The organism is Actinomadura sp. ATCC 39365, from assembly GCF_054392275.1.
This window is the reverse complement of the sequence record NZ_CP184335.1, coordinates 1849849-1868150: the sequence shown is the minus strand read 5'-3', so window position 1 is coordinate 1868150 and position 18302 is coordinate 1849849. Positions and strand designations below refer to the sequence as shown.

The window sequence follows — 18302 nt, the reverse complement described above, 5'->3', positions numbered from 1 at the left end:
TAAAGTAGCCTCCATGCGCTTCGGCATTCTCGGCAGCACCCGAGCCTGGGACGCGGCCGGCGTCGACGTACCCCTGGGTGGTCCGGCCAGGCGCGCGCTGCTGGCGTTGCTGCTCGTCCGTCCGGGCGAGATCGTCAGCCAGGACCGCCTGGTCGACCTCCTGTACGGCGACCGCTCGCCGAAGAACGCCCAGCACGCCCTGCACTCCCAGGTCTCCCGCCTGCGGGGCGACGGGATCCCGGTCGAGCTGACCCCCGCCGGCTACCGGCTGCCCGTTGCCCCCGACGACATCGACGCCGGCCGTTTCCTCCACCTCGCCGACGCCGGCCGCGCCACCCTCCTCGGCCACCACCCCGCCGACCGGGCCGACGCCGCGCTGGCCGGGAAGTTGTTGCGGGAGGCGCTGGCCCTCTGGCGGGGGCCCGCGTTCGCCGACCTCGACCCCGTGCACGGCGCGCCGCTGGAGGAGCGCCGCCTGGCCGCGCTGGAGGACCGCATCGAGGCCGACCTGCGCTGCGGCGGCCACCAGGGCGTCATCCCCGAGCTGGGCGAGCTGGTCCAGCGCCACCCCCTGCGCGAACGGCTGCGCGGCCAGCTCATGCGGGCGCTGCGCGCCGACGGCCGGCCGGCCGAGGCGCTGGTGCTCTACGAGGAGACCCGGCGGCTGCTGGCCGAGGAGCTGGGCGCCGACCCCTCCCCCGAGCTCGCCGCGCTCCACCGGTCCCTCCTGCGCGGCGCGACCAGCACGCCCCCGCGCTCGGCGCCCCGGGCCGAGACGCGCACAGCGCCGGTGCCGTTGCCCGGGAGGCTCACCAGCTTCGTCGGCCGCGACGGCGACCTGGCCGAGGTCCGGGCGCTGCTGGCCGCCACCCGTCTCGTCACGCTGCTCGGCCCCGGCGGCGCGGGCAAGAGCCGGCTGGCGGTCGAGCTGGCCAGAGACCACCGCGACGCCGTCCTGGTCGAGCTGGCCCCGCTCGGCCCGGGGGCCGACCTCGCGCGAGCGGTCCTCGTCGCGCTGGGCGTACGCGACGGCGCGCTGCTGGGGGCCGCTGCGCTGGGCGCGTCCGGTGAGCCTGATCCGCTGGCCCGCCTGGTCGCGGTGCTCGCCGATCGGCCGGCCCTGCTGGTCCTGGACAACTGCGAGCACGTCGTCGGCGAGGCCGCGGCCCTGGCCGAGCGGCTGCTGTCGGCGTGCCCGGCGTTGCGCGTGCTGGCCACGAGCCGCGAGCCGCTCGCGATCACCCCCGAACACCTGTGGCCGGTACGCCCCCTCGCCCCCTCCGACGCCCGCACGCTCTTCACCGACCGGGCCAAGGCCGTACGTCCCGGTTTCACCCCTGGTGAGCCGGTCGAACGCATCTGCGCCGCGCTCGACGGCCTCCCGCTGGCCATCGAGCTGGCGGCCGCCCGCATGCGTACGCACGAGGCCGGCGAGCTGGCCGAACGCCTGGCCGGTCAGGGCCGCTTCAGCCTGCGCGGCAGCCGTACGGCCGACGCCCGGCACCAGACGTTGCGCGCGGTCGTCGCCTGGAGCTGGGAGCTGCTCACCGAGCCCGAACAGGCCATGGCCATGCGCCTGACCGTCTTCTCCGGCGGGGCCACCGCGGCCGCCGCCGCGGCCGTCTGCGGCCTGCCCGAGCACCTGCTCGACTCGCTGGCCGACAAGTCGCTCCTGGAGGTGGCCGACGGCCGCTACCGCATGCTGGAGACGATCCGGGCGTTCTGCGCCGACCGGCTCGGCGAGGAGGCCGCGACCTTCCGGCGGGCGCACGCCGCGTACTTCCTCGCCCTGGCCGAGGAGGGCGATCCCCGGCTGCGGGGCGCGGAGCAGCTGCCGTGGCTGGCCCGGTTCGCGGCCGACCACGACAACCTCCAAGCGGCGCTGCGCTGGACGGTGGAGCAGGGCGAGGTGGCGCTCGGGATGCGGCTGCTGGCCGCGCAGACGTTCTCGCTGTGGATGCGCGGCATGCGCACGGTTCCCGCCAAGGCGGCGGCGGCCCTGCTGGAGGCGGCCGGTCCACGGCCCGATCCCGCGCTGGGGGACGCGTACCTGCTGACCCTGCTCACCGCGGCGAGCGGGCGGCGGGAGCTGTGGGAGCACCACAAGGACGACGCCGAGACGATGATCGCGGCGGACGGCCTGCGGAACCCGGTCGTCACGTGCCTGTGGCCGATGGTCACCTCGGCGGCGGTCGACCCGGCCGTCACGATCGCGCTGATCCGGCGCGGCGAGCGCGGCCCCGACGCATGGGAGAAGGCCGCCACCCGGCTGATCTGGGCCTACCCGCGGATGGCGGCGGGCGAGTTCGCCGCCGCCGAGGCGGACCTGAAGGCGGCCCTCCAGGGTTTTCACGGCCTCGGCGAGCGCTGGGGCTCGGCGATGACGCTCGACGCCCTGGCCTGGCTGGCCAGTACGTGCGGCGACGAGGCCACCGCGCTGGCCCGCACCGAGGAGGCCATCACGCTGGCCGAGCAGCTCGGCGCGGAGGAGGACCTGGCCGACCACTACTGCAACCGGGGCGACTACCGCATCCGGCACGACCTGGCCGGCGCGCGGGCCGACTACGAGCGCGCCGCCGAGCTGGCCGGGCGTACGGGCGGCGCGATCCTGCCGGCGGCCCTGCGCGGCCTGGGCGACGTGGCGGTACGCGAGGGCGACCTGCCCAGGGCCCGGGAGCTCTACGAGGACGCGTTGCGCCGGTCCGACCCGGTCTGGGTGAAGACGTCCGGGAACATGGCCAGGCTGCTCGTCGGGCTCGGACGGCTGGCCGCGTCCGAGGGCGACACGGCCGGGGCGCGGGCCTCCTACCTGCGGGCGATGGAGAGCACGGTCACGTCGGGCGCGCTGTCGGAGAGCGTCCGGGCGATCGAGGCGCTGGCGGTGCTGGCCTTCGACGACGATCCGGCGGCGGCGGCCACGCTGCTCGGCGCCGCCGTCGCGATCCGTGGCATCGACGTGCCCGAGGACGACGATGTCGCCGGGCTGTCGCGGCGGCTGCGCGAGGCGCTGGGCGAGCAGGCGTACGCGGGGGCGCGGCGCGCGGGCGCACGGCTCTCCCACCGGGAGGCGCTGATGCTGGCCGGCGTCCCGGCGGCGGTCATCGACGCCTCCCCCTGCACTCCATCGACGACTTCCCGCTCCACGACCCCACCTGAGACGCGGAAGACCCGAGCGGGGGCGCGGAAGACGGTGAGCGGGGGGGCGTAGAAGGCGGTGAGCGGGGGCGCGGCCGGCGGTGAGTGTGGGGTGAGGGGGCGGTGAGCGGGGCCCGGCAGGCTCTCGGGCATGGACATCCTGATCTCCGGCGCGAGCGTCGCCGGCCCCGCCCTGGCCCTTCACCTCACCCGCTCCGGCCACCGCGTCACCGTCGTCGAACGCGCCCCCGCCCTGCGCGAGGGCGGCTACTCCGTCGACTTCCGCGGCGAGGCGCACATGACCGCGCTGCGCGCGCTCGGCATCCTCGCCGACGTCGAGCGCCTCCAGACCCACATGGGCGACATGTCGTACGTCAACGAGTCCGGCGGGAAGCTCGCCTCCGTGCCCGGCGACCTGTTCTCCGGCGACGTCGAGATCCTCCGCGGCGACCTGGCCCGCATCCTCTACGACGCCACCAAGGACCGCACCGAGTACGTCTTCGGCGACTCCATCACCTCCCTCACCCAGGACGCGGACGGGGTGACGGTGACGTTCGAGCGGGGCGCGACGCGCAGGTTCGACCTCGTGGTCGGCGCGGACGGCCTGCACTCCAACGTGCGCTCGCTGGCCTTCGACGTGCCGGAGGCCGCCGTCACCAGCCACCTCGGGCTCTACTGCGCGGTGTTCACGCTCGACAACTACCTGGACCTCGACCACACGGGCCTGCTCTACAGCACGCCCGGCAAGACGGTCGGCCTCTACAGCGCCAGGAACAACACCGAGGCCAAGGCCATGTTCTACTTCGGCTCACCGCCGCTGGAGCACGACCGCCGGGACGTCACCCGGCAGAAGGAGCTGCTGGCCGAGGCGTACCGGGGGGTCGGCTGGGAGACGCCCAAGCTGCTGCGCAAGATGTGGGACGCGGACGACTTCTACTTCGACTCGACCAGCCAGGTGCACCTGGACTCGTGGTCGCGCGGCCGGGTGGTGCTGATCGGCGACGCCGCCTGCTGCCCCTCACCGCTGTCGGGCATGGGCACGGGCCTCGCGCTCGTCGGCGCGCACGTGCTGGCGGGCGAGCTGGCCGCGGCCGGCGGCGACCACCGGACCGCGTTCGCCCGCTATGAGCAGGAGGTGCGCGGCTACGCCACCGGCTGCCAGAAGTCGGCCGTGGGCGTCAGCAAGTTCATGGTGCCGGAGAGCCGGCTGATGGCCTGGTTCATGAACCAGAACTACAAGATCATGCCGTATCTGCCGTGGAAGGGCATGATGGCGAAGTCCGTCAGGAAGACGGCCTCCGCCATCACGCTCAAGGACTACGGCCTCAGTCGGCCAGCCGGCCAAGCTCCTCTTCGACGACCTTCTGGTCGAGCTTCTTGAACAGCGGCACGGGCGGCGCGAGCGGGGTGCCCGGCTTGATCGGCCGGTGCTCCCAGCGCGCGGCGCCGTCGTACTCGCCGGTGATGACGGGGTAGGGGGCGCCGCCGTCTTCGTCGACCTCGCGGATCTCCGGCATGCCCGACCAGACGCCTTGGCCGCCGAGCATCGAGAAGACCTTGTTGGACGAGCCCGGCAGGAACGGCGTGAGCATCGTCTTGGCGTCGTCGACGACCTGGAGGGCGACGTGGAGGATCGACTTCTGCCGCTCGATGTCGTCCTTGAGCTTCCAGGGCTCCTGCTCGGCCAGGTATTTGTTGGCCTCGCGGACGACGTCGAACGCCTCGGTGATCGCGTTCTTGAACCGCGACCTGCCCAGCTCGGCGCCCACCGGGGCGAACGCGTTGCGCGAGCGCTCCAGCATGGCCCGGTCGGCGTCGGTCAGGTCGCCGGCCTCGGGCACGACGCCGAAGTTCTTGGACGCCATCGAGATCGACCGGTTGACCAGGTTGCCCCAGGCGGCGACGAGCTCGCCGTTGTTGCGGTTGACGAACTCCTGCCAGGTGAAGTCGGTGTCCTGGTTCTCGGGGCCGGCCACGGCGATGTAGTAGCGCAGGGCGTCGGCGTCGTAACGCGCCAGGAAGTCGCGTACGTAAATTACTACTTGCCTGGAGGAGGAGAACTTCTTGCCCTCCATCGTCAGGAACTCGCTGGAGACCACCTCGGACGGCACGTCGAGGGCGCCCAGCTCGCCGGCCGAGCCGCCGCGCGCGCCGATGCCGCTGTAGCCGAACAACATCGCCGGCCAGATCTCGGCGTGGAAGACGATGTTGTCCTTGCCCATGAAGTAGTAGCCGCGGGCGTCGGGGTTCTGCCACCACTGGCGCCAGGCGTCGGGGTCGCCGGAGCGCCTGGCCCACTCGATGGAGGCCGACAGGTAGCCGATGACCGCGTCGAACCACACGTAGAGGCGCTTGTTGGGCTGGTCGCGCCACCCGTCGAGCGGGATCGGCACACCCCAGTCGAGGTCGCGGCTGATCGCGCGGGGCTGGAGGTCGCCGAGCAGGTTGAGGGCGAACTTCAGCACGTTGGGCCGCCACTCGCCCTGCTTGGACTGCAGGTAGGAGCCCAGGACCTCGGCGAAGGCGGGCAGGTCGAGCATGAAGTGCTCGGTCTCGACGAAGACGGGGGTCTCGCCGTTGATGCGGCTCTTGGGGTTGATGAGCTGGATCGGGTCGAGCTGGTTGCCGCAGTTGTCGCACTGGTCGCCGCGCGCGCCGTCGTAGCCGCAGATGGGGCAGGTGCCCTCGATGTAGCGGTCGGGCAGGGTACGGCCGGTCGAGGGCGAGATCGCGCCCATCGTGGTCTTGGGGAAGATGTAGCCGTTGTCGTAGAGGCCCTTGAAGATCTGCTGCGTGACGGCGTAGTGGTTCTTCGTCGTGGTCCGGGTGAACAGGTCGTAGGAGAGCCCGAGACCGGTCAGGTCTTCGGCGATCACCCTGTTGTACCTGTCGGCCAGCTCGCGGGCGCTGACGCCCTCCTTGTCGGCCTGCACCTGGATCGGAGTGCCGTGCTCGTCGGTGCCGGACACCATCAGCACCTTGTTGCCCGCCATCCGCTGGTAGCGGCTGAAGACGTCGGACGGCACGCCGAAACCCGAGACGTGCCCGATGTGGCGGGGGCCGTTAGCGTACGGCCACGCGACGGCGGTCAAGATGTGCTGGGACATGTGCTTAGCCTACGGGGCGCGGCCCTGCTCCTCGTCCAAACCCCCAACCCCCACGCGGAAAGACGGGAGCCGGCGCCGGCACGTGGCCGGCGCCGGCTCCCACCGGGACGCGGAGGACCCTAGTGCTTGGACTTCTCCAGGGAGACCGCCTCAGCGGCCTCCTCGGCCGCCTTGGCGGCCACGTCGATCGAGCTCTCCTTGGTACGGCGGATGCCGAGGATGCTGATGAACAGCGAGGCGAAGATCGTCTGGAAGCTCATGACGAGCGCCGTGGCGGCCGGGACCACCATGCGCAGCGACTCGCGCGGGTCGAGCGCGCCGAAGCTGCGCACCTGCCAGTGGACCAGCGACATCACCAGGCCGACCAGACCGGCCAGCGCCAGCAGACCGCCGACCACGAGGCCCTTCTCCAGGGTCACGATGTCGATGATCTTCCGGATCCGCCGCGACTCGGGCAGGAAGCCCTCCTCGGCCGCGTAGACCTTCGTGAACACCGCGAACAACGCCGCCTGGAAGCCGATCACGACCAGCGCCGACGACCCGACCAGGGTGTCGACGTCGAAGGCCAGCTCGCCGATCTCCACCGGCCCGAACGTCAGCGCCGTGCCCGCGACCAGGCCGAGGACCATCAGGAACACGCCGGGGTAGAAGAACAGCCACTTGGGGCTGTAGAGCAGCAGGAAGCGCAGGTGGCGCCAGCCGTCGCGCCAGGAGCGCAGGTGGGGCGGGCGCGAACGGCCGTCGGGCGAGAGCGTGGTGGGCACCTCGCGCACGTCGAGGCCGGACAGCGTGGAGCGGACGACCATCTCGGAGGCGAACTCCATGCCCCCGGTCTGGAGGTGGAGGCGCAGGATGGAGTCGCGCCGGAAGCCACGCAGGCCGCAGTGGAAGTCGCCGATGGCCGACGGGAAGAACAGCCGGCCGATGAACGACAACACCGGGTTGCCCAGGTAGCGGTGGAGCGGGGGCATGGCCCCGGGAGCGATGCCGCCCTTGAAGCGGTTGCCCATCACGAGGTCGGCGCCGTCGCGGAGCTGCTCGACGAACGGGAGCAACGAGGTGAAGTCGTAGGAGTCGTCGGCGTCGCCCATGATGACGTACTTGCCGCGGGCGGCGCGGATGCCGCCCATGAGGGCGTTGCCGTAGCCCTTCTCGTCGACGTGGACGACACGGGCGCCGGCATCACGAGCGAGCTGCTGCGAGCCGTCCGTGCTGCCGTTGTCGGCGATCAGGACTTCCCCTTCGATTCCGTGCTCCTCCATGCACGCCAATGCCTTGCGCACACAGACTTCCACGGTCTCCGCCTCGTTGAGGCAGGGCATGACCACCGTCAGTTCCACGTCTCAACCCTTCAGTAATAAGGCTCTTCCAGTGAACCATCATGCCCTGTGCCCGGCGTGCTCGGGTCAAGACCTAAAAACGACTGGCATTCTTTACAGCATGGTGAGCGTCGCGGAGATTACCCCTGTGGACCACTCCGCTCCTGGCCGGGCAGCTCGCGTGCTGTCCCTCGTGCGCCGTCATCGCGTGTTCGCCGTGGCCTTCGGCGTCGGCGCCGTGCTGCGGCTGATCACCATGCTCGGTTACGGCCCGGCGATGTGGTTCAACGACTCCTACGAGTACGTCAACGTGGCGCTGCACCCCAGGCCCCACCCGATCAGGCCCGACGGCTACAGCTTCTGGCTGATGCTGCTCAAGCCGTTCCACAGCTTCACGCTGGCCATCTTCACGCAACACCTGATGGGCCTGGCCGCGGCCGCGCTCATCTACGCCCTGCTGCGCTGCAAGTTCGCGCTGCCCAAGTGGGGGGCGACGCTGGCGGCGGCGCCGGTGCTGTTCGACGCCTACCAGATCCAGCTCGAGCAGATGGTCATGTCCGACACCCTGTTCACGCTGCTGGTCGTGGGCGTGGTGACGCTGGTGCTGTGGAAGCGGCGGCTGTCGTGGCGGGCCGGGATCGTGGTCGGGCTGCTGCTCGCGCTGACCTGGCTGACCCGGTCGATCGGCATGCCGATCCTCGGGCTCGTGGTGCTCTACCTGATCGTCCAGCGCACGGGGTGGCGGCCCATTGTGACCGTCATCGCGGCGTGCGCGGTTCCCGTTCTTAGCTATATGGGGTGGTTTTCTACAAATTACGGCAAATTCGCGATGACCAACAGCGACGGGCTCATCCTCTACATGCGTACCGCGATCTTCGCCGACTGCAACGAGATGAAGATCGACAAGTACAAGGAGGTCCAGCTCCTCCTGTTGTGCATCAACGACCCGGTCAACCAGCGCAAAGACTACGCACAGTGGTATCTGTGGGGCCAGGGCAACGGCGACGGCACGGGCACCGGCGAGGTCCTCCACCGGTGGGGCATCAACAAGAAGTTCAGCGGCATCACCAACGACGCGGCCAGCGCGTTCGCGACCCGGGCGATCCTGTCCCAGCCGGGCGACTACCTGAAGGTGGTCGCGCGCGACTTCTTCCGCTCCTTCCACTGGGGACGGCCGCGCTTCCCGGACGAGTCGACGTACAACATGTACCAGTTCAAGCCCTATTACGAGGTGGACGACACCGGGCGGCCCAAGCGCCTGCCGAAGTGGTCCTCCTACGGCGGCGGCCACACCGACACCGACGCGTTCAGCTACGAGCAGGGCCCGCCCGAGACCAGGATCGTCCACCCGTGGGCGGACATCATGAGCGGCTACCAGAAGATCTTCTACCTGCGCGGCATCATGCTCGGCGGCATCATGCTGATCGGCCTGTACGGCATCGTCGTCCGCTGGCGCAGGTTCGGCGGCCCGGTGGCGCTGCCCTGGCTGGGGGCGTTCGGGCTGCTGCTGGCCCCGGCGGCGACGGCCGAGTTCGACTACCGCTACGTGCTGCCGGCCGTCCCGCTGGCCTGCATCGCGGCGGCCATCACGCTGCGCAAGGGCGTCACTTGGGGGCGGCGGTCACCCAAGAGCGCATCAGCATCCGAGCCCACCACTGTGCCTGCGTGAGCGTCTCGGCCGTGAGCACCGGCTGCAGCCACCAGAAGTTGATCAGCACGATCATCGCGAACGCGCCCACGAACGCCGCCCCGACGGCCCTGCGCGTGGGCGGCGCGTCGGCCCGGCCGAGCACGAGCCCGGCCATCAGCACGACCGCCAGCACCATGAACGGCACCACCGGCAGCATGTAGAACAGGTACATCGTGCGGTCGTCGGCCAGGGCGTAGTAGAACCAGGGCAGCCAGCCCATCGCGTACGCCAGCAGCACCGCCCCGGCCCGCCAGTCGCGTCTCCTGGCGTACAGGACGGCCGTGCCCGCCAGCGCGAGCAGCGCGCCGAACCAGAGGGCGGGGGTGCCGACCCCGTGGATCGCCTGCGCGCACGCGGAGGCCCCGCACGCCGACGGCGGCAGGTTCGCGGGGTAGTGGAACGACACCGGGCGGATGAGCAGCGGCCACGTCCAGGGGTCGGACATGTACTGGTGATAGTCGTGCACACCGCTGTGGAAGGTGAAGACCTGCCACTGGTACTGGACCCATGAGCGCATGGAGTCGAACAGGAAGAAGAAGGGGCCGGAGGAGGTGGCCTGGTCCCAGTTGCGGCCGTAGCCGCCCGCGGAGGCGAACCAGCCGGTCCAGGTGGCCATGTAGGCCAGGAAGGGGATGACGGTGAAGGAGAGCAGGGCGTGGGGGAGGTCTTTGTTCCAGGCTCCGGCGTAGGGGCGTTTGAGTCCGATGGCTCGGCGGGCGCCGAAGTCCCACATGAGGGACATGATGGCGAAGGCGACGGCGAAGGCGAGTCCGGACCATTTGACGGACATGGCGAAGGCGAGGCAGACGCCGGCGGCCAGGCGCCAGGGGCGGGCTCCGAGCCAGGGGCCGTGGGGTGAGACGGGTGAGTTCTCGTACCAGGCGACCAGCCGTTCGCGGGCGCGGTCGCGGTCGACCACCAGGCAGGCGAACGCGGCCAGCACCCAGAACATGAGGAACACGTCGAGCAGCGCCGTGCGGGACAGCACCAGATGCAGGCCGTCGAGCGCGAGCAGCAGCCCCGCCAGGCAGCCGAGCAGCGTCGAACGGGTCATCCGGCGGGCCACCCGGGCCAGGACGAGGATCGACAACGTGCCGACCAGTGCCGCGGCGAACCGCCAGCCGAACGGGTTCATCCCGAACAGCCACTCACCGGCGCCGATCATCCACTTGCCCAGCGGCGGATGCGCGACGAACGAGGCGCAGTCGGACGACTGGGAGCACTGGCGGAAGATGTCCAGGTTCCCGGCGATGAGCCGCCGGTCGGCGATCGGGTTCTTGGCGTCGCCCAGCATCGCGCGCTCGACGCCGTACCTGAGCAGGGAGTAGGCGTCTTTGGCGTAGTAGGTCTCGTCGAAGACGACGGCCTTCGGCTCGCCGAGGCGGACGAAGCGCAGCAGCCCGCCGAAGAGGGCGACCAGCAGCGGCCCCGCCCAGCCTAAGAGGGGCCGCCCCTGAAACGGCGGGACCAGCCGTCGTGCCGTCTCCCCCATGTCGATCACCCTATGCGTTTGTGCACCAGGTCATAAAGTTCGCGTCTCGGCACGCCCGCGCCCTTGGCCACGTCGGCGATGGCGATCTTCCGCTGCTCGCCCTCGGCCACCCGGCGGTCGACCTCGGCGACCAGCTCGTCCATGTCGGGCTCGCCCGCCCCCGGCACGCGGCCCGCGACGACCACGGTGATCTCGCCCTTGACGCCGCCCGCGGCCCACTCGGCCAGCTCGCCGAGACCGCCGCGGCGCACCTCCTCGTACGTCTTGGTCAGCTCGCGGCAGACGGCGGCGGGCCGATCGGGCCCGAACGCCTCGGCCATCGCCCCCAGCGACTCGGCCAGCCGGTGGGGGGCCTCGAAGAAGACCATCGTCCGCTCCTCGGCCGCCAGCGCGGACAGCCGCCGCGCCCGGTCGCCGGTCTTGCGCGGCGGGAAACCCTCGAAGCAGAACCTGTCGCTGGCCAGCCCCGACACGGCGAGGGCCGTGGTGACGGCGCTCGGCCCCGGCAGCGCGGTCACCGTGATGCCCGCCTCGACCGCGAGGTGGGTCAGGCGGTAGCCGGGGTCGGACACCCCGGGCATCCCGGCGTCGGTGATGACCACGACCGTGCGGCCCTGTCTCAGCGCCTCGACGAGCTCCTGGGCGCGCCCCGCCTCGTTCTGGTCGTAGTAGGACACCACCCGGCCGCTGATCTCCACGCCCAGCTCGGTGGCGAGCCTGCGCAGCCGTCTGGTGTCCTCGGCGGCCACCACGTCGGCGCCGGCGAGCACCTCCCGCAGCCGCGGCGAGACGTCACCCGCCTGACCGATGGGGGCTCCGGCCAGCACCAACCTGCCTTCTCCAGTCACCCGACCATTGTGGCAGGGCATACCAATTAGACCGTGATTCTTGCAGTACCTAACGGCTTGGGGCCCGTACGATGTCCGAATGGCGGTGACCGATTCCCCGTACCAGGCCTACGACAACCCGGAGGTCGGCGAGAGTCAATCGCAGACGCGGTCCCTGCGTGACCGGGTGATCCCCCCATGCGCGGCAGCGTCCTGTGGGGGTGGGTCGGCCCGCTGCTGGTCACGCTCTTCGGCGGCATTCTGCGCTTCGTCAACCTGGGCCACCCGCGCGCCGTGGTCTTCGACGAGACCTACTACATGAAGGACGCCTTCTCCCTGATCAACTGGGGCGTCGAGCGCGTCACGATCAAAGACGCGGACAAGGCGATCCTGGCCGGGAAGACCGACATCTGGCAGTCGTGCACGCAGGAGACCCTCGACAAGTGCGCCTCGTACGTGGTGCATCCGCCGCTGGGCAAGTGGATGATCGGCGCCGGTGAGTGGCTGTTCGGGCTCAACCCGTTCGGCTGGCGGTTCGCCGCGGCGCTGATCGGCACGTTGTCGATCCTCGTCCTGGCCCGGGTGGCCCGCCGGATGACCCGCTCCACGCTGCTCGGCTGCTTCGCCGGCCTGCTGCTGGCCCTCGACGGCCTCCACTACGTGCTCTCGCGCACCGCGCTGCTCGACGTGTTCCTCATGTTCTGGGTGCTGGCCGCGTTCGCCTGCCTGGTGGTCGACCGCGACCGCGCCCGCGAACGGCTGGTCGCCTGGTACGAGAACTCACCCGTCTCACCCCACGGCCCCTGGCTCGGAGCCCGCCCCTGGCGCCTGGCCGCCGGCGTCTGCCTCGCCTTCGCCATGTCCGTCAAATGGTCCGGACTCGCCTTCGCCGTCGCCTTCGCCATCATGTCCCTCATGTGGGACTTCGGCGCCCGCCGAGCCATCGGACTCAAACGCCCCTACGCCGGAGCCTGGAACAAAGACCTCCCCCACGCCGTCCTGTCCTTCACCGTCATCCCCTTCCTGGCCTACATGGCCACCTGGACCGGCTGGTTCGCCTCCGCGGGCGGCTACGGCCGCAACTGGGACCAGGCCACCTCCTCCGGCCCCTTCTTCTTCCTGTTCGACTCCATGCGCTCATGGGTCCAGTACCAGTGGCAGGTCTTCACCTTCCACAACGGGCTGGAGACGTCCCATCCGTACATGTCGGAGCCGTGGCAGTGGCCGCTGCTGCTGCGTCCGGTGGCCTTCTTCTACGAGGGCAAGCAGAACGTGTGCGGGGCCAAGGACTGCTCGGAGGCGGTGCTCGGCGTGGGCACGCCGGTGATCTGGTTCGGCGCGCTGGCCGCGCTGGTGGCCCTGATCGCCTGGTACGTCTCCTCGCGCGACTGGCGGGCGGGGGCGGTGCTGCTGGCGTACGCGATGGGGTGGCTGCCCTGGTTCTACTTCGCCATCTCCGAGAACCGCACGATGTTCCTGTTCTACGCGATCCCCATGGTGCCGTTCATGATCCTGGCGCTGACGTTGTGCGCCGGGTTGCTCATCGGGCCAGCCACGCCGACGGAGACCGGGGCCATGCCGATGCGCCGCACGCTGGGGGCCGCGGTGGTCGGCGCGTACGCGCTGCTGGCTCTGATCAATTTCTGGTGGTTGCACCCGATCCTGTCCGCCGAGGTGATCCCGTACACCGAGTGGAAGGCCCGGATGCTGTTCGACAAACGATGGATCTGACCCGCTCACTGTAGGTAAACATCGGTTTCGTAGGGTAGTCGCTGTGCAAGACCCAATACGCACCGCATTCGGTCATCGTCATAGCTGGGTTCGATACGGCAAACTTCGAGGCATGAGTGCACCGGATGTCACCGCCCTTCTCGCCGAGTTGGAGCGATCTCAGCCGGACCTGGCCGAGGAGGCCAGGACCGCCGTCGAATGGTTGACGGGTGGGGAACCGCTGGAGACGGTGACCCAGCTCGACGTCTGCGAGTTCCTCTGGTACACGCTTCCGATCAAGGTCGGCCCGCTCCGGCCCGGAGGCGACCACGAACGCCTGTCCCGCTCGCTCGCACGGCTGCTGCAACTGGGCGGCATGGAACGTTACGCCGCCCTGTGCGTGTCCCCCACCACCGCGCAGATCCTGCGCACCTACGCCCAGGAGGGCGAGGACGCCGGCACCAGCGCCTACCAGAAGGCCCTGGAGGCCACGGGCGTGCTCCCGCCCGACGTGCCCGAGCTGCAGTGGAGCATGATCATGGGCCCGGAGGAGCTGGGCGCGCACGTGGCCTGCTCGGCGGCGCTCGAACTGGCGATCGTCGCCGGCGACGACATCGACCGCACCGCGCTCACCCGCCGCTGGCTCACCGAGCCCCGCGCCGAGCTGGGCGGCGACAGCTGGCTCAACCGCGTGCACGGCGAACGGCTCAACCGCTGGGTGCTCGGTCGCGGCCCGGCCAGGCGGGAGCTGGCGCAGCCGTTCGAGGTGCGCCTGTACGCGCCGGTCACCCCGCAGCCCCTGCCCGCCCTGCGCAAGTTGTTGTCCCTGGCCGCCTCCGAGGGCAGCCTGCCGCTCCGGCTGGCCCCCTCGCCCGCGGCGCTGCGGCTGCGCGAGCTGGCCGAGCGCGAGCTCGGCGCGATCAGCCGCGACGGCGCCCGGCTGGCCATCACCGACTACGGCCGGCACCTGCTGGGCTCGCCGGAGGCCATGTGGGAGGCGATCACCCGGCTGCTGCTGGCCAGGGGTGAGCACGAGTTCGAGGTCTCGGCCCGCGAGGCCACGCTCATGCTGCTGGCCGACGGCGTCCTGATGTCCCCCGCCGAGCTGCGCGAACGGGTGGCCGAGGTGGTGGGCGGCGAGGGCTGGCACCCGGCCACGAGCCTCGACGACGTCACCGCGCCGGTCGCCGACCTGGTCTCCCAGCTCACCGCGCTGGGCCTGGCCTACAGCGACGACCTGGTCGTCCGGATGGACCGGCCCGGCCAGTACGCGGCCCTGGCCGCGCTGCGCGCCCACGCCCTGCGCCCGCGCAAGTACGTCAGCTCTGGCTGACGGCCTTCACGGCGCGCTTGAACTCGGGGCACTCGACCAGCGGGTCGTGCTCGCACACGGCCGCGTGGCGCAGGCTGTCGCGCAGCCGGGTGAGCTGCCGCACCCGCTGGTCGACCTCGCGTTCCTTGGCGGCCATGCGCTCGCGCAACCGCGTGTCCGCCGGCCGGGCGCGCAGGAACTCGGCGATCTCCGACAGCGTGAACCCGGCGTCGCGGGCGCAGGTGATCAGCGCCAGCCGGTCCAGCGTCTCGGGCAGGTAGACGCGGCGCAGGCCGTTGCGGCCCTCGGCCTCGATGAGCCCCTTGCGCTCGTAGAAGCGCAGCGCGGACGCGGCCAGCCCGGTACGCCTGGCCACCTCGCCAATGTCGATCAACGTGTCCCGCATGCCCCGGCTCCTCGACTTGAACCACCCTTCAAGCCGGATATTAGCGGAGACCCCCGAAGAATGGTTACGCAGCGTAGTTACGATGGACACATGGAGCTCTTTCCGGCCATGCCATTCGAAGAGTGGGCCGACACCAAGGAGACCTTCCACCGCTTCGCGCAGATCGTCGGGAAAATCCGGCTGACGGTGAGTAACCGGCGTAACCATTGGTGGCAGGTGCCGTTCCATCTGACCGGGCGCGGCCTGACGACACGTCCCATGGGCGGTCTCGCCGAGCAGCCGCTGTTCTGCGTGGACTTCGACCTCGTCCGCCACCGCCTGGTGATCGACGTGCTGGACGGCCGCAGCGCGGAGTTCAGCATGATCGGGCTGTCGGTGGCCGCCTTCCAGTCCCGGCTCTTCCAGACGCTGGCCGACCTGGGGATCCGGCCGGAGATCTGGGCGGTGCCGTACGACCTGGACGACGAGACGCCGTTCGCCGAGGACACCCGCCACGCGCACTACGACCCGATCCTGATCAACCGCTACTGGCGGATCCTGTCGCAGGTGGCGCAGCTGCTCGACCGGTTCGCCGCGGACTTCGGCGGCAAGGTCAGCCCGGTGCACCACTTCTGGCACACCTTCGACATCGCGGTCACCCGCTTCACCGGACGCCCGGCCGAGGTGCCGGAGGAGGCCGACCCGGTCACGCGCGAGGCGTACAGCCGGGAGGTGATCAGCGCGGGGTTCTGGTTCGGCGACAAGGAGCGGCCCTGGCCGGCGTTCTACTCCTACACGGCGCCGGAGCCGAAGGGGCTGGAGCTGGAGCCGCTGCTGCCCGAGCAGGCCGAGTGGCTGCCCGCGCGCGGCAGCCATCTGGCCGTGCTGCGCTACGACGACGTGCGGGCCATGGGCGATCCCGTGGCGGGCGTGCTGGAGTTCCTGCAGAGCGCCTACCAGGCCGGGGCCAAGCTGACCCACCTGGACGCCGAGGAGCTGGCCTGCCCCGGCGGCATCACCGACCCGTACTACGTGAAGAACCGCCCGGCGTGAACGACGCGAAAGCCCGCCCTCCGGAGAGGGCGGGCTTCCACGTGTGCGTGTACCGGTGTGCAGGTCGCCTCTCGGCGAAAGGCACAACGCGGCTCCAGCCGAACGGTAGTCCGCGAAGGCAATAGGTGAGGCCCGGGGACACTGGACACACCGGCCACGGTCTATGTAACGGGGGCTCCCCCAGGAACATTCCCGCGTTTCCCCCGATTCCGCTCAGGCCCGGACGGCGGCCGGCTGCCGGGACGGGAGCCCGTTCTCGCGGACCAGCAACAGGACGGCGAAGGCCAGCAGGCCCGCGACACCGCCGGTCCAGGCGACGGTGGAGCCCACGGCCGCCGCACCGACCTGCGCGCCGATGAGCGACTGGGCGCAGGCCAGGCCGAAGGAGCCGCCGAGCTGCTTCGACAACGCCGAGCCCGCGGTGGCCGTGCCCATGTCGGCGTGCGGGACGCTGCTCTGCGTGGCGATGGTGAGCCCGCCCATGGCCGGGCCCGTGCCGAGACCCACGAGCAGCAGCCAGACCCCGACCAGGTACGGCGAGGTGCGCGGGCCGAGCGCGGCGAAGGCGATGGTGCCGGCGGTGACCAGCGCGGCCCCGGTCAGCAACACCGGCCTGGTCCGGCCGGAACGCAGCACGAGGACGGCCGTCAGCCGGTTCCCCGCGATCATGCCCACCAGCATCGGGAGCAGCAGCAGGCCGGAGACCGTGGCCGAGTAGGCGCGTACGTGCTGGAGGTACAGCGGCAGCAGCACGCCCGCGGGCAGCCCCGCCACCTGGAAGAAGAACCCGCCCGCGAGCAGCGCCGCGTACGTGCGGCGGCGCATCAGCCGCGGCGGCAGCACCGGCGTGTCCGCCCGCCGCTCGACGGGGACGAGCGCGACCAGCAGCGCCACCCCGCCGAGCAGCGAGCCGAGCACGGCCGGGTCGCTCCAGCCGCGGCCGGTGTTGCCCTTGAGGCTCAGGCCGACCAGCACCAGCGACAGGCCCGCGGTGAGCAGCGCGATCCCGGCCGCGTCGAGCCTGCCCGAGCTGCGCGGCGGACGCCGGTCGGGCAGGAGCAGCGCGATCAGCGTGGCCGCGAGCGCCCCGGCGGGCAGGTTGACCAGGAACGCCCAGCGCCAGCCCGCGTGGTCGGCGAGCAGGCCCCCGAGCAGCGGCCCGCCGACCATCCCGACGATCATCATGGCGGCCAGCAGGGTCTGCATGCGGATCAGGCCCTCCGTCCGGTGCGGCGGATGGAGGTCGCGGATCAGGGCCATGCCCAGGGTGAGCAGCGCGCCCGCGCCGACCCCCTGGACGGCCCTGCTGACGATCAGGACCTCCATCGAGCCGGCGAGCCCGCAGGCCAGGGAGCCGGTCAGGAAGATCGCGATGCCGGAGAGGAGGAGGCGGCGGCGGCCGTACAGGTCGGAGAAGCGGCCGTAGATGGGGACGCTCACCGACGAGGTGAGCAGGTAGGCGGTGATCAGCCAGACGTACCAGGAGGTGGTGCCGCCGACCTGCGCGACGATGCGCGGGAGCGCGGTGCCGACGACGGTGCCGTCGAGCATGCCCAGGAAGGCGCAGCCGAGTAAGGCGAAGGTGACCGCCGTGCGGCGGCGGGGCGCGAGGTCCTCGTAGAGGTCGGTCAAAGGCGTTCGCCCGCCCCGAGCGCGCCGTTCAGGAACAGGTCCACCAGCTCTTCCGAGCTCAGCGGGGACGGGCCGCGGCCGGCCGCCATCACCATGAACTGGAACGCCTCAGCCAGGCGCTCGGGGGCCAGCCTGAGCCGGTCGCGCTCGGGCTCGAACAGCCCGGCCAGGGCCTCGCGGGAGGCCGCCATCGACTGCTCCCGCCCGGACACGGGCCGCCCGCCGCCCTCGGCGGCTCGGGCCTCGCCTCCGGGGTCGGGGCGGTGCAGGCCGCCGGTGGTGGCCAGGGCGCCCGCGACCGCGCCCATCCTGGCCAGGTAGCCGCGCAGCGCCTCGGCGGCCTCCACCAGCCGGTCGCCCAGCGGCAGGTCGAGGGAGATCGCGGACACGTGGGCGAGGGTGTCGTCGGGGCGCAGCGCCTCGGCCATGCAGGCGGCGAGCAGCGCCTCCTTGTCGCCGAAGGCGCGGAAGATCGTGCCCTCGCCGATGCCGGCCGCGCGGGCGACCTGGGCGGTGGTCACGGAGGTGCCGTACTCCACCACCAGGGGGAGGGCGGCCTTCACGATCATCTCGCGGCGTCGTTCCGGGCTCATCGCCGGCGCTCTCCGCCGGCTCGTCTCGTTCGTCATGCCTTCACAGT

At 71.2% G+C, this 18302-nt stretch carries 13 protein-coding genes; 6 read left to right on the top strand and 7 right to left on the bottom strand.

What is annotated here, in order from left to right:
- Positions 1 to 13 precede the first annotated feature (13 nt).
- On the top strand, positions 14 to 3208 hold the full coding sequence (locus ACNF49_RS09530; RefSeq protein ID WP_482943460.1) for an ATP-binding protein: 3195 nt from the start codon (positions 14 to 16) through the stop codon (positions 3206 to 3208).
- 78 nt (positions 3209 to 3286) lie between these two features.
- Positions 3287 to 4516: an FAD-dependent monooxygenase gene (locus ACNF49_RS09525; RefSeq protein ID WP_357974881.1), complete on the top strand. Its 1230-nt coding sequence runs from the start codon at positions 3287 to 3289 to the stop codon at positions 4514 to 4516.
- Here ACNF49_RS09525 and metG read toward each other — a convergent pair.
- Both metG and ACNF49_RS09515 read right to left on the bottom strand, forming a co-directional pair.
- Positions 4461 to 6242, bottom strand: a complete 1782-nt coding sequence (metG, locus tag ACNF49_RS09520; protein ID WP_357974884.1) for a methionine--tRNA ligase — start codon at positions 6240 to 6242, stop codon at positions 4461 to 4463. The two genes, ACNF49_RS09525 and metG, sit on opposite strands and share 56 nt — an antisense overlap.
- A gap of 119 nt (positions 6243 to 6361) precedes the next feature.
- Positions 6362 to 7582 (bottom strand): glycosyltransferase, encoded by a 1221-nt coding sequence (locus ACNF49_RS09515; protein ID WP_357974887.1) that lies wholly within the window; start codon positions 7580 to 7582, stop codon positions 6362 to 6364.
- 160 nt (positions 7583 to 7742) lie between these two features.
- On the opposite strand from ACNF49_RS09515, the gene ACNF49_RS09510 reads away from it, so the two are divergent.
- Positions 7743 to 9230: a hypothetical protein gene (locus ACNF49_RS09510; protein ID WP_357974890.1), complete on the top strand. Its 1488-nt coding sequence runs from the start codon at positions 7743 to 7745 to the stop codon at positions 9228 to 9230.
- Here ACNF49_RS09510 and ACNF49_RS09505 read toward each other — a convergent pair.
- Positions 9166 to 10743 (bottom strand): dolichyl-phosphate-mannose--protein mannosyltransferase, encoded by a 1578-nt coding sequence (locus ACNF49_RS09505; RefSeq protein WP_482943458.1) that lies wholly within the window; start codon positions 10741 to 10743, stop codon positions 9166 to 9168. The two genes, ACNF49_RS09510 and ACNF49_RS09505, sit on opposite strands and share 65 nt — an antisense overlap.
- A gap of 5 nt (positions 10744 to 10748) precedes the next feature.
- Positions 10749 to 11591 carry a 16S rRNA (cytidine(1402)-2'-O)-methyltransferase gene (rsmI, locus tag ACNF49_RS09500; RefSeq protein ID WP_352353055.1) on the bottom strand — a complete coding sequence of 281 codons (843 nt, stop codon included), beginning with the start codon at positions 11589 to 11591 and terminating at the stop codon, positions 10749 to 10751.
- A gap of 177 nt (positions 11592 to 11768) precedes the next feature.
- Here rsmI and ACNF49_RS09495 point away from each other — a divergent pair, with 177 nt between their 5' ends.
- Both ACNF49_RS09495 and ACNF49_RS09490 read left to right on the top strand, forming a co-directional pair.
- Entirely contained in the window at positions 11769 to 13301 is a 1533-nt protein-coding gene (locus ACNF49_RS09495; RefSeq protein ID WP_482943456.1) for a dolichyl-phosphate-mannose--protein mannosyltransferase, read from the top strand.
- 112 nt (positions 13302 to 13413) lie between these two features.
- The gene (locus ACNF49_RS09490; RefSeq protein WP_482943455.1) at positions 13414 to 14613 is read left to right on the top strand and encodes a hypothetical protein; all 1200 of its coding nucleotides are present in this window, start codon (positions 13414 to 13416) and stop codon (positions 14611 to 14613) included.
- Here ACNF49_RS09490 and ACNF49_RS09485 read toward each other — a convergent pair.
- Positions 14600 to 14998: a MerR family transcriptional regulator gene (locus ACNF49_RS09485; protein WP_357985352.1), complete on the bottom strand. Its 399-nt coding sequence runs from the start codon at positions 14996 to 14998 to the stop codon at positions 14600 to 14602. The two genes, ACNF49_RS09490 and ACNF49_RS09485, sit on opposite strands and share 14 nt — an antisense overlap.
- A gap of 108 nt (positions 14999 to 15106) precedes the next feature.
- Here ACNF49_RS09485 and ACNF49_RS09480 point away from each other — a divergent pair, with 108 nt between their 5' ends.
- Positions 15107 to 16030, top strand: a complete 924-nt coding sequence (locus ACNF49_RS09480; RefSeq protein WP_482943454.1) for a DUF5996 family protein — start codon at positions 15107 to 15109, stop codon at positions 16028 to 16030.
- A gap of 213 nt (positions 16031 to 16243) precedes the next feature.
- Here ACNF49_RS09480 and ACNF49_RS09475 read toward each other — a convergent pair whose 3' ends face one another.
- Positions 16244 to 17662: an MFS transporter gene (locus tag ACNF49_RS09475; RefSeq protein WP_357985358.1), complete on the bottom strand. Its 1419-nt coding sequence runs from the start codon at positions 17660 to 17662 to the stop codon at positions 16244 to 16246.
- Positions 17659 to 18291 (bottom strand): TetR/AcrR family transcriptional regulator, encoded by a 633-nt coding sequence (locus ACNF49_RS09470; protein ID WP_482943453.1) that lies wholly within the window; start codon positions 18289 to 18291, stop codon positions 17659 to 17661. The genes ACNF49_RS09475 and ACNF49_RS09470 overlap by 4 nt, the downstream gene beginning before the upstream one ends.
- Positions 18292 to 18302 lie beyond the last annotated feature (11 nt).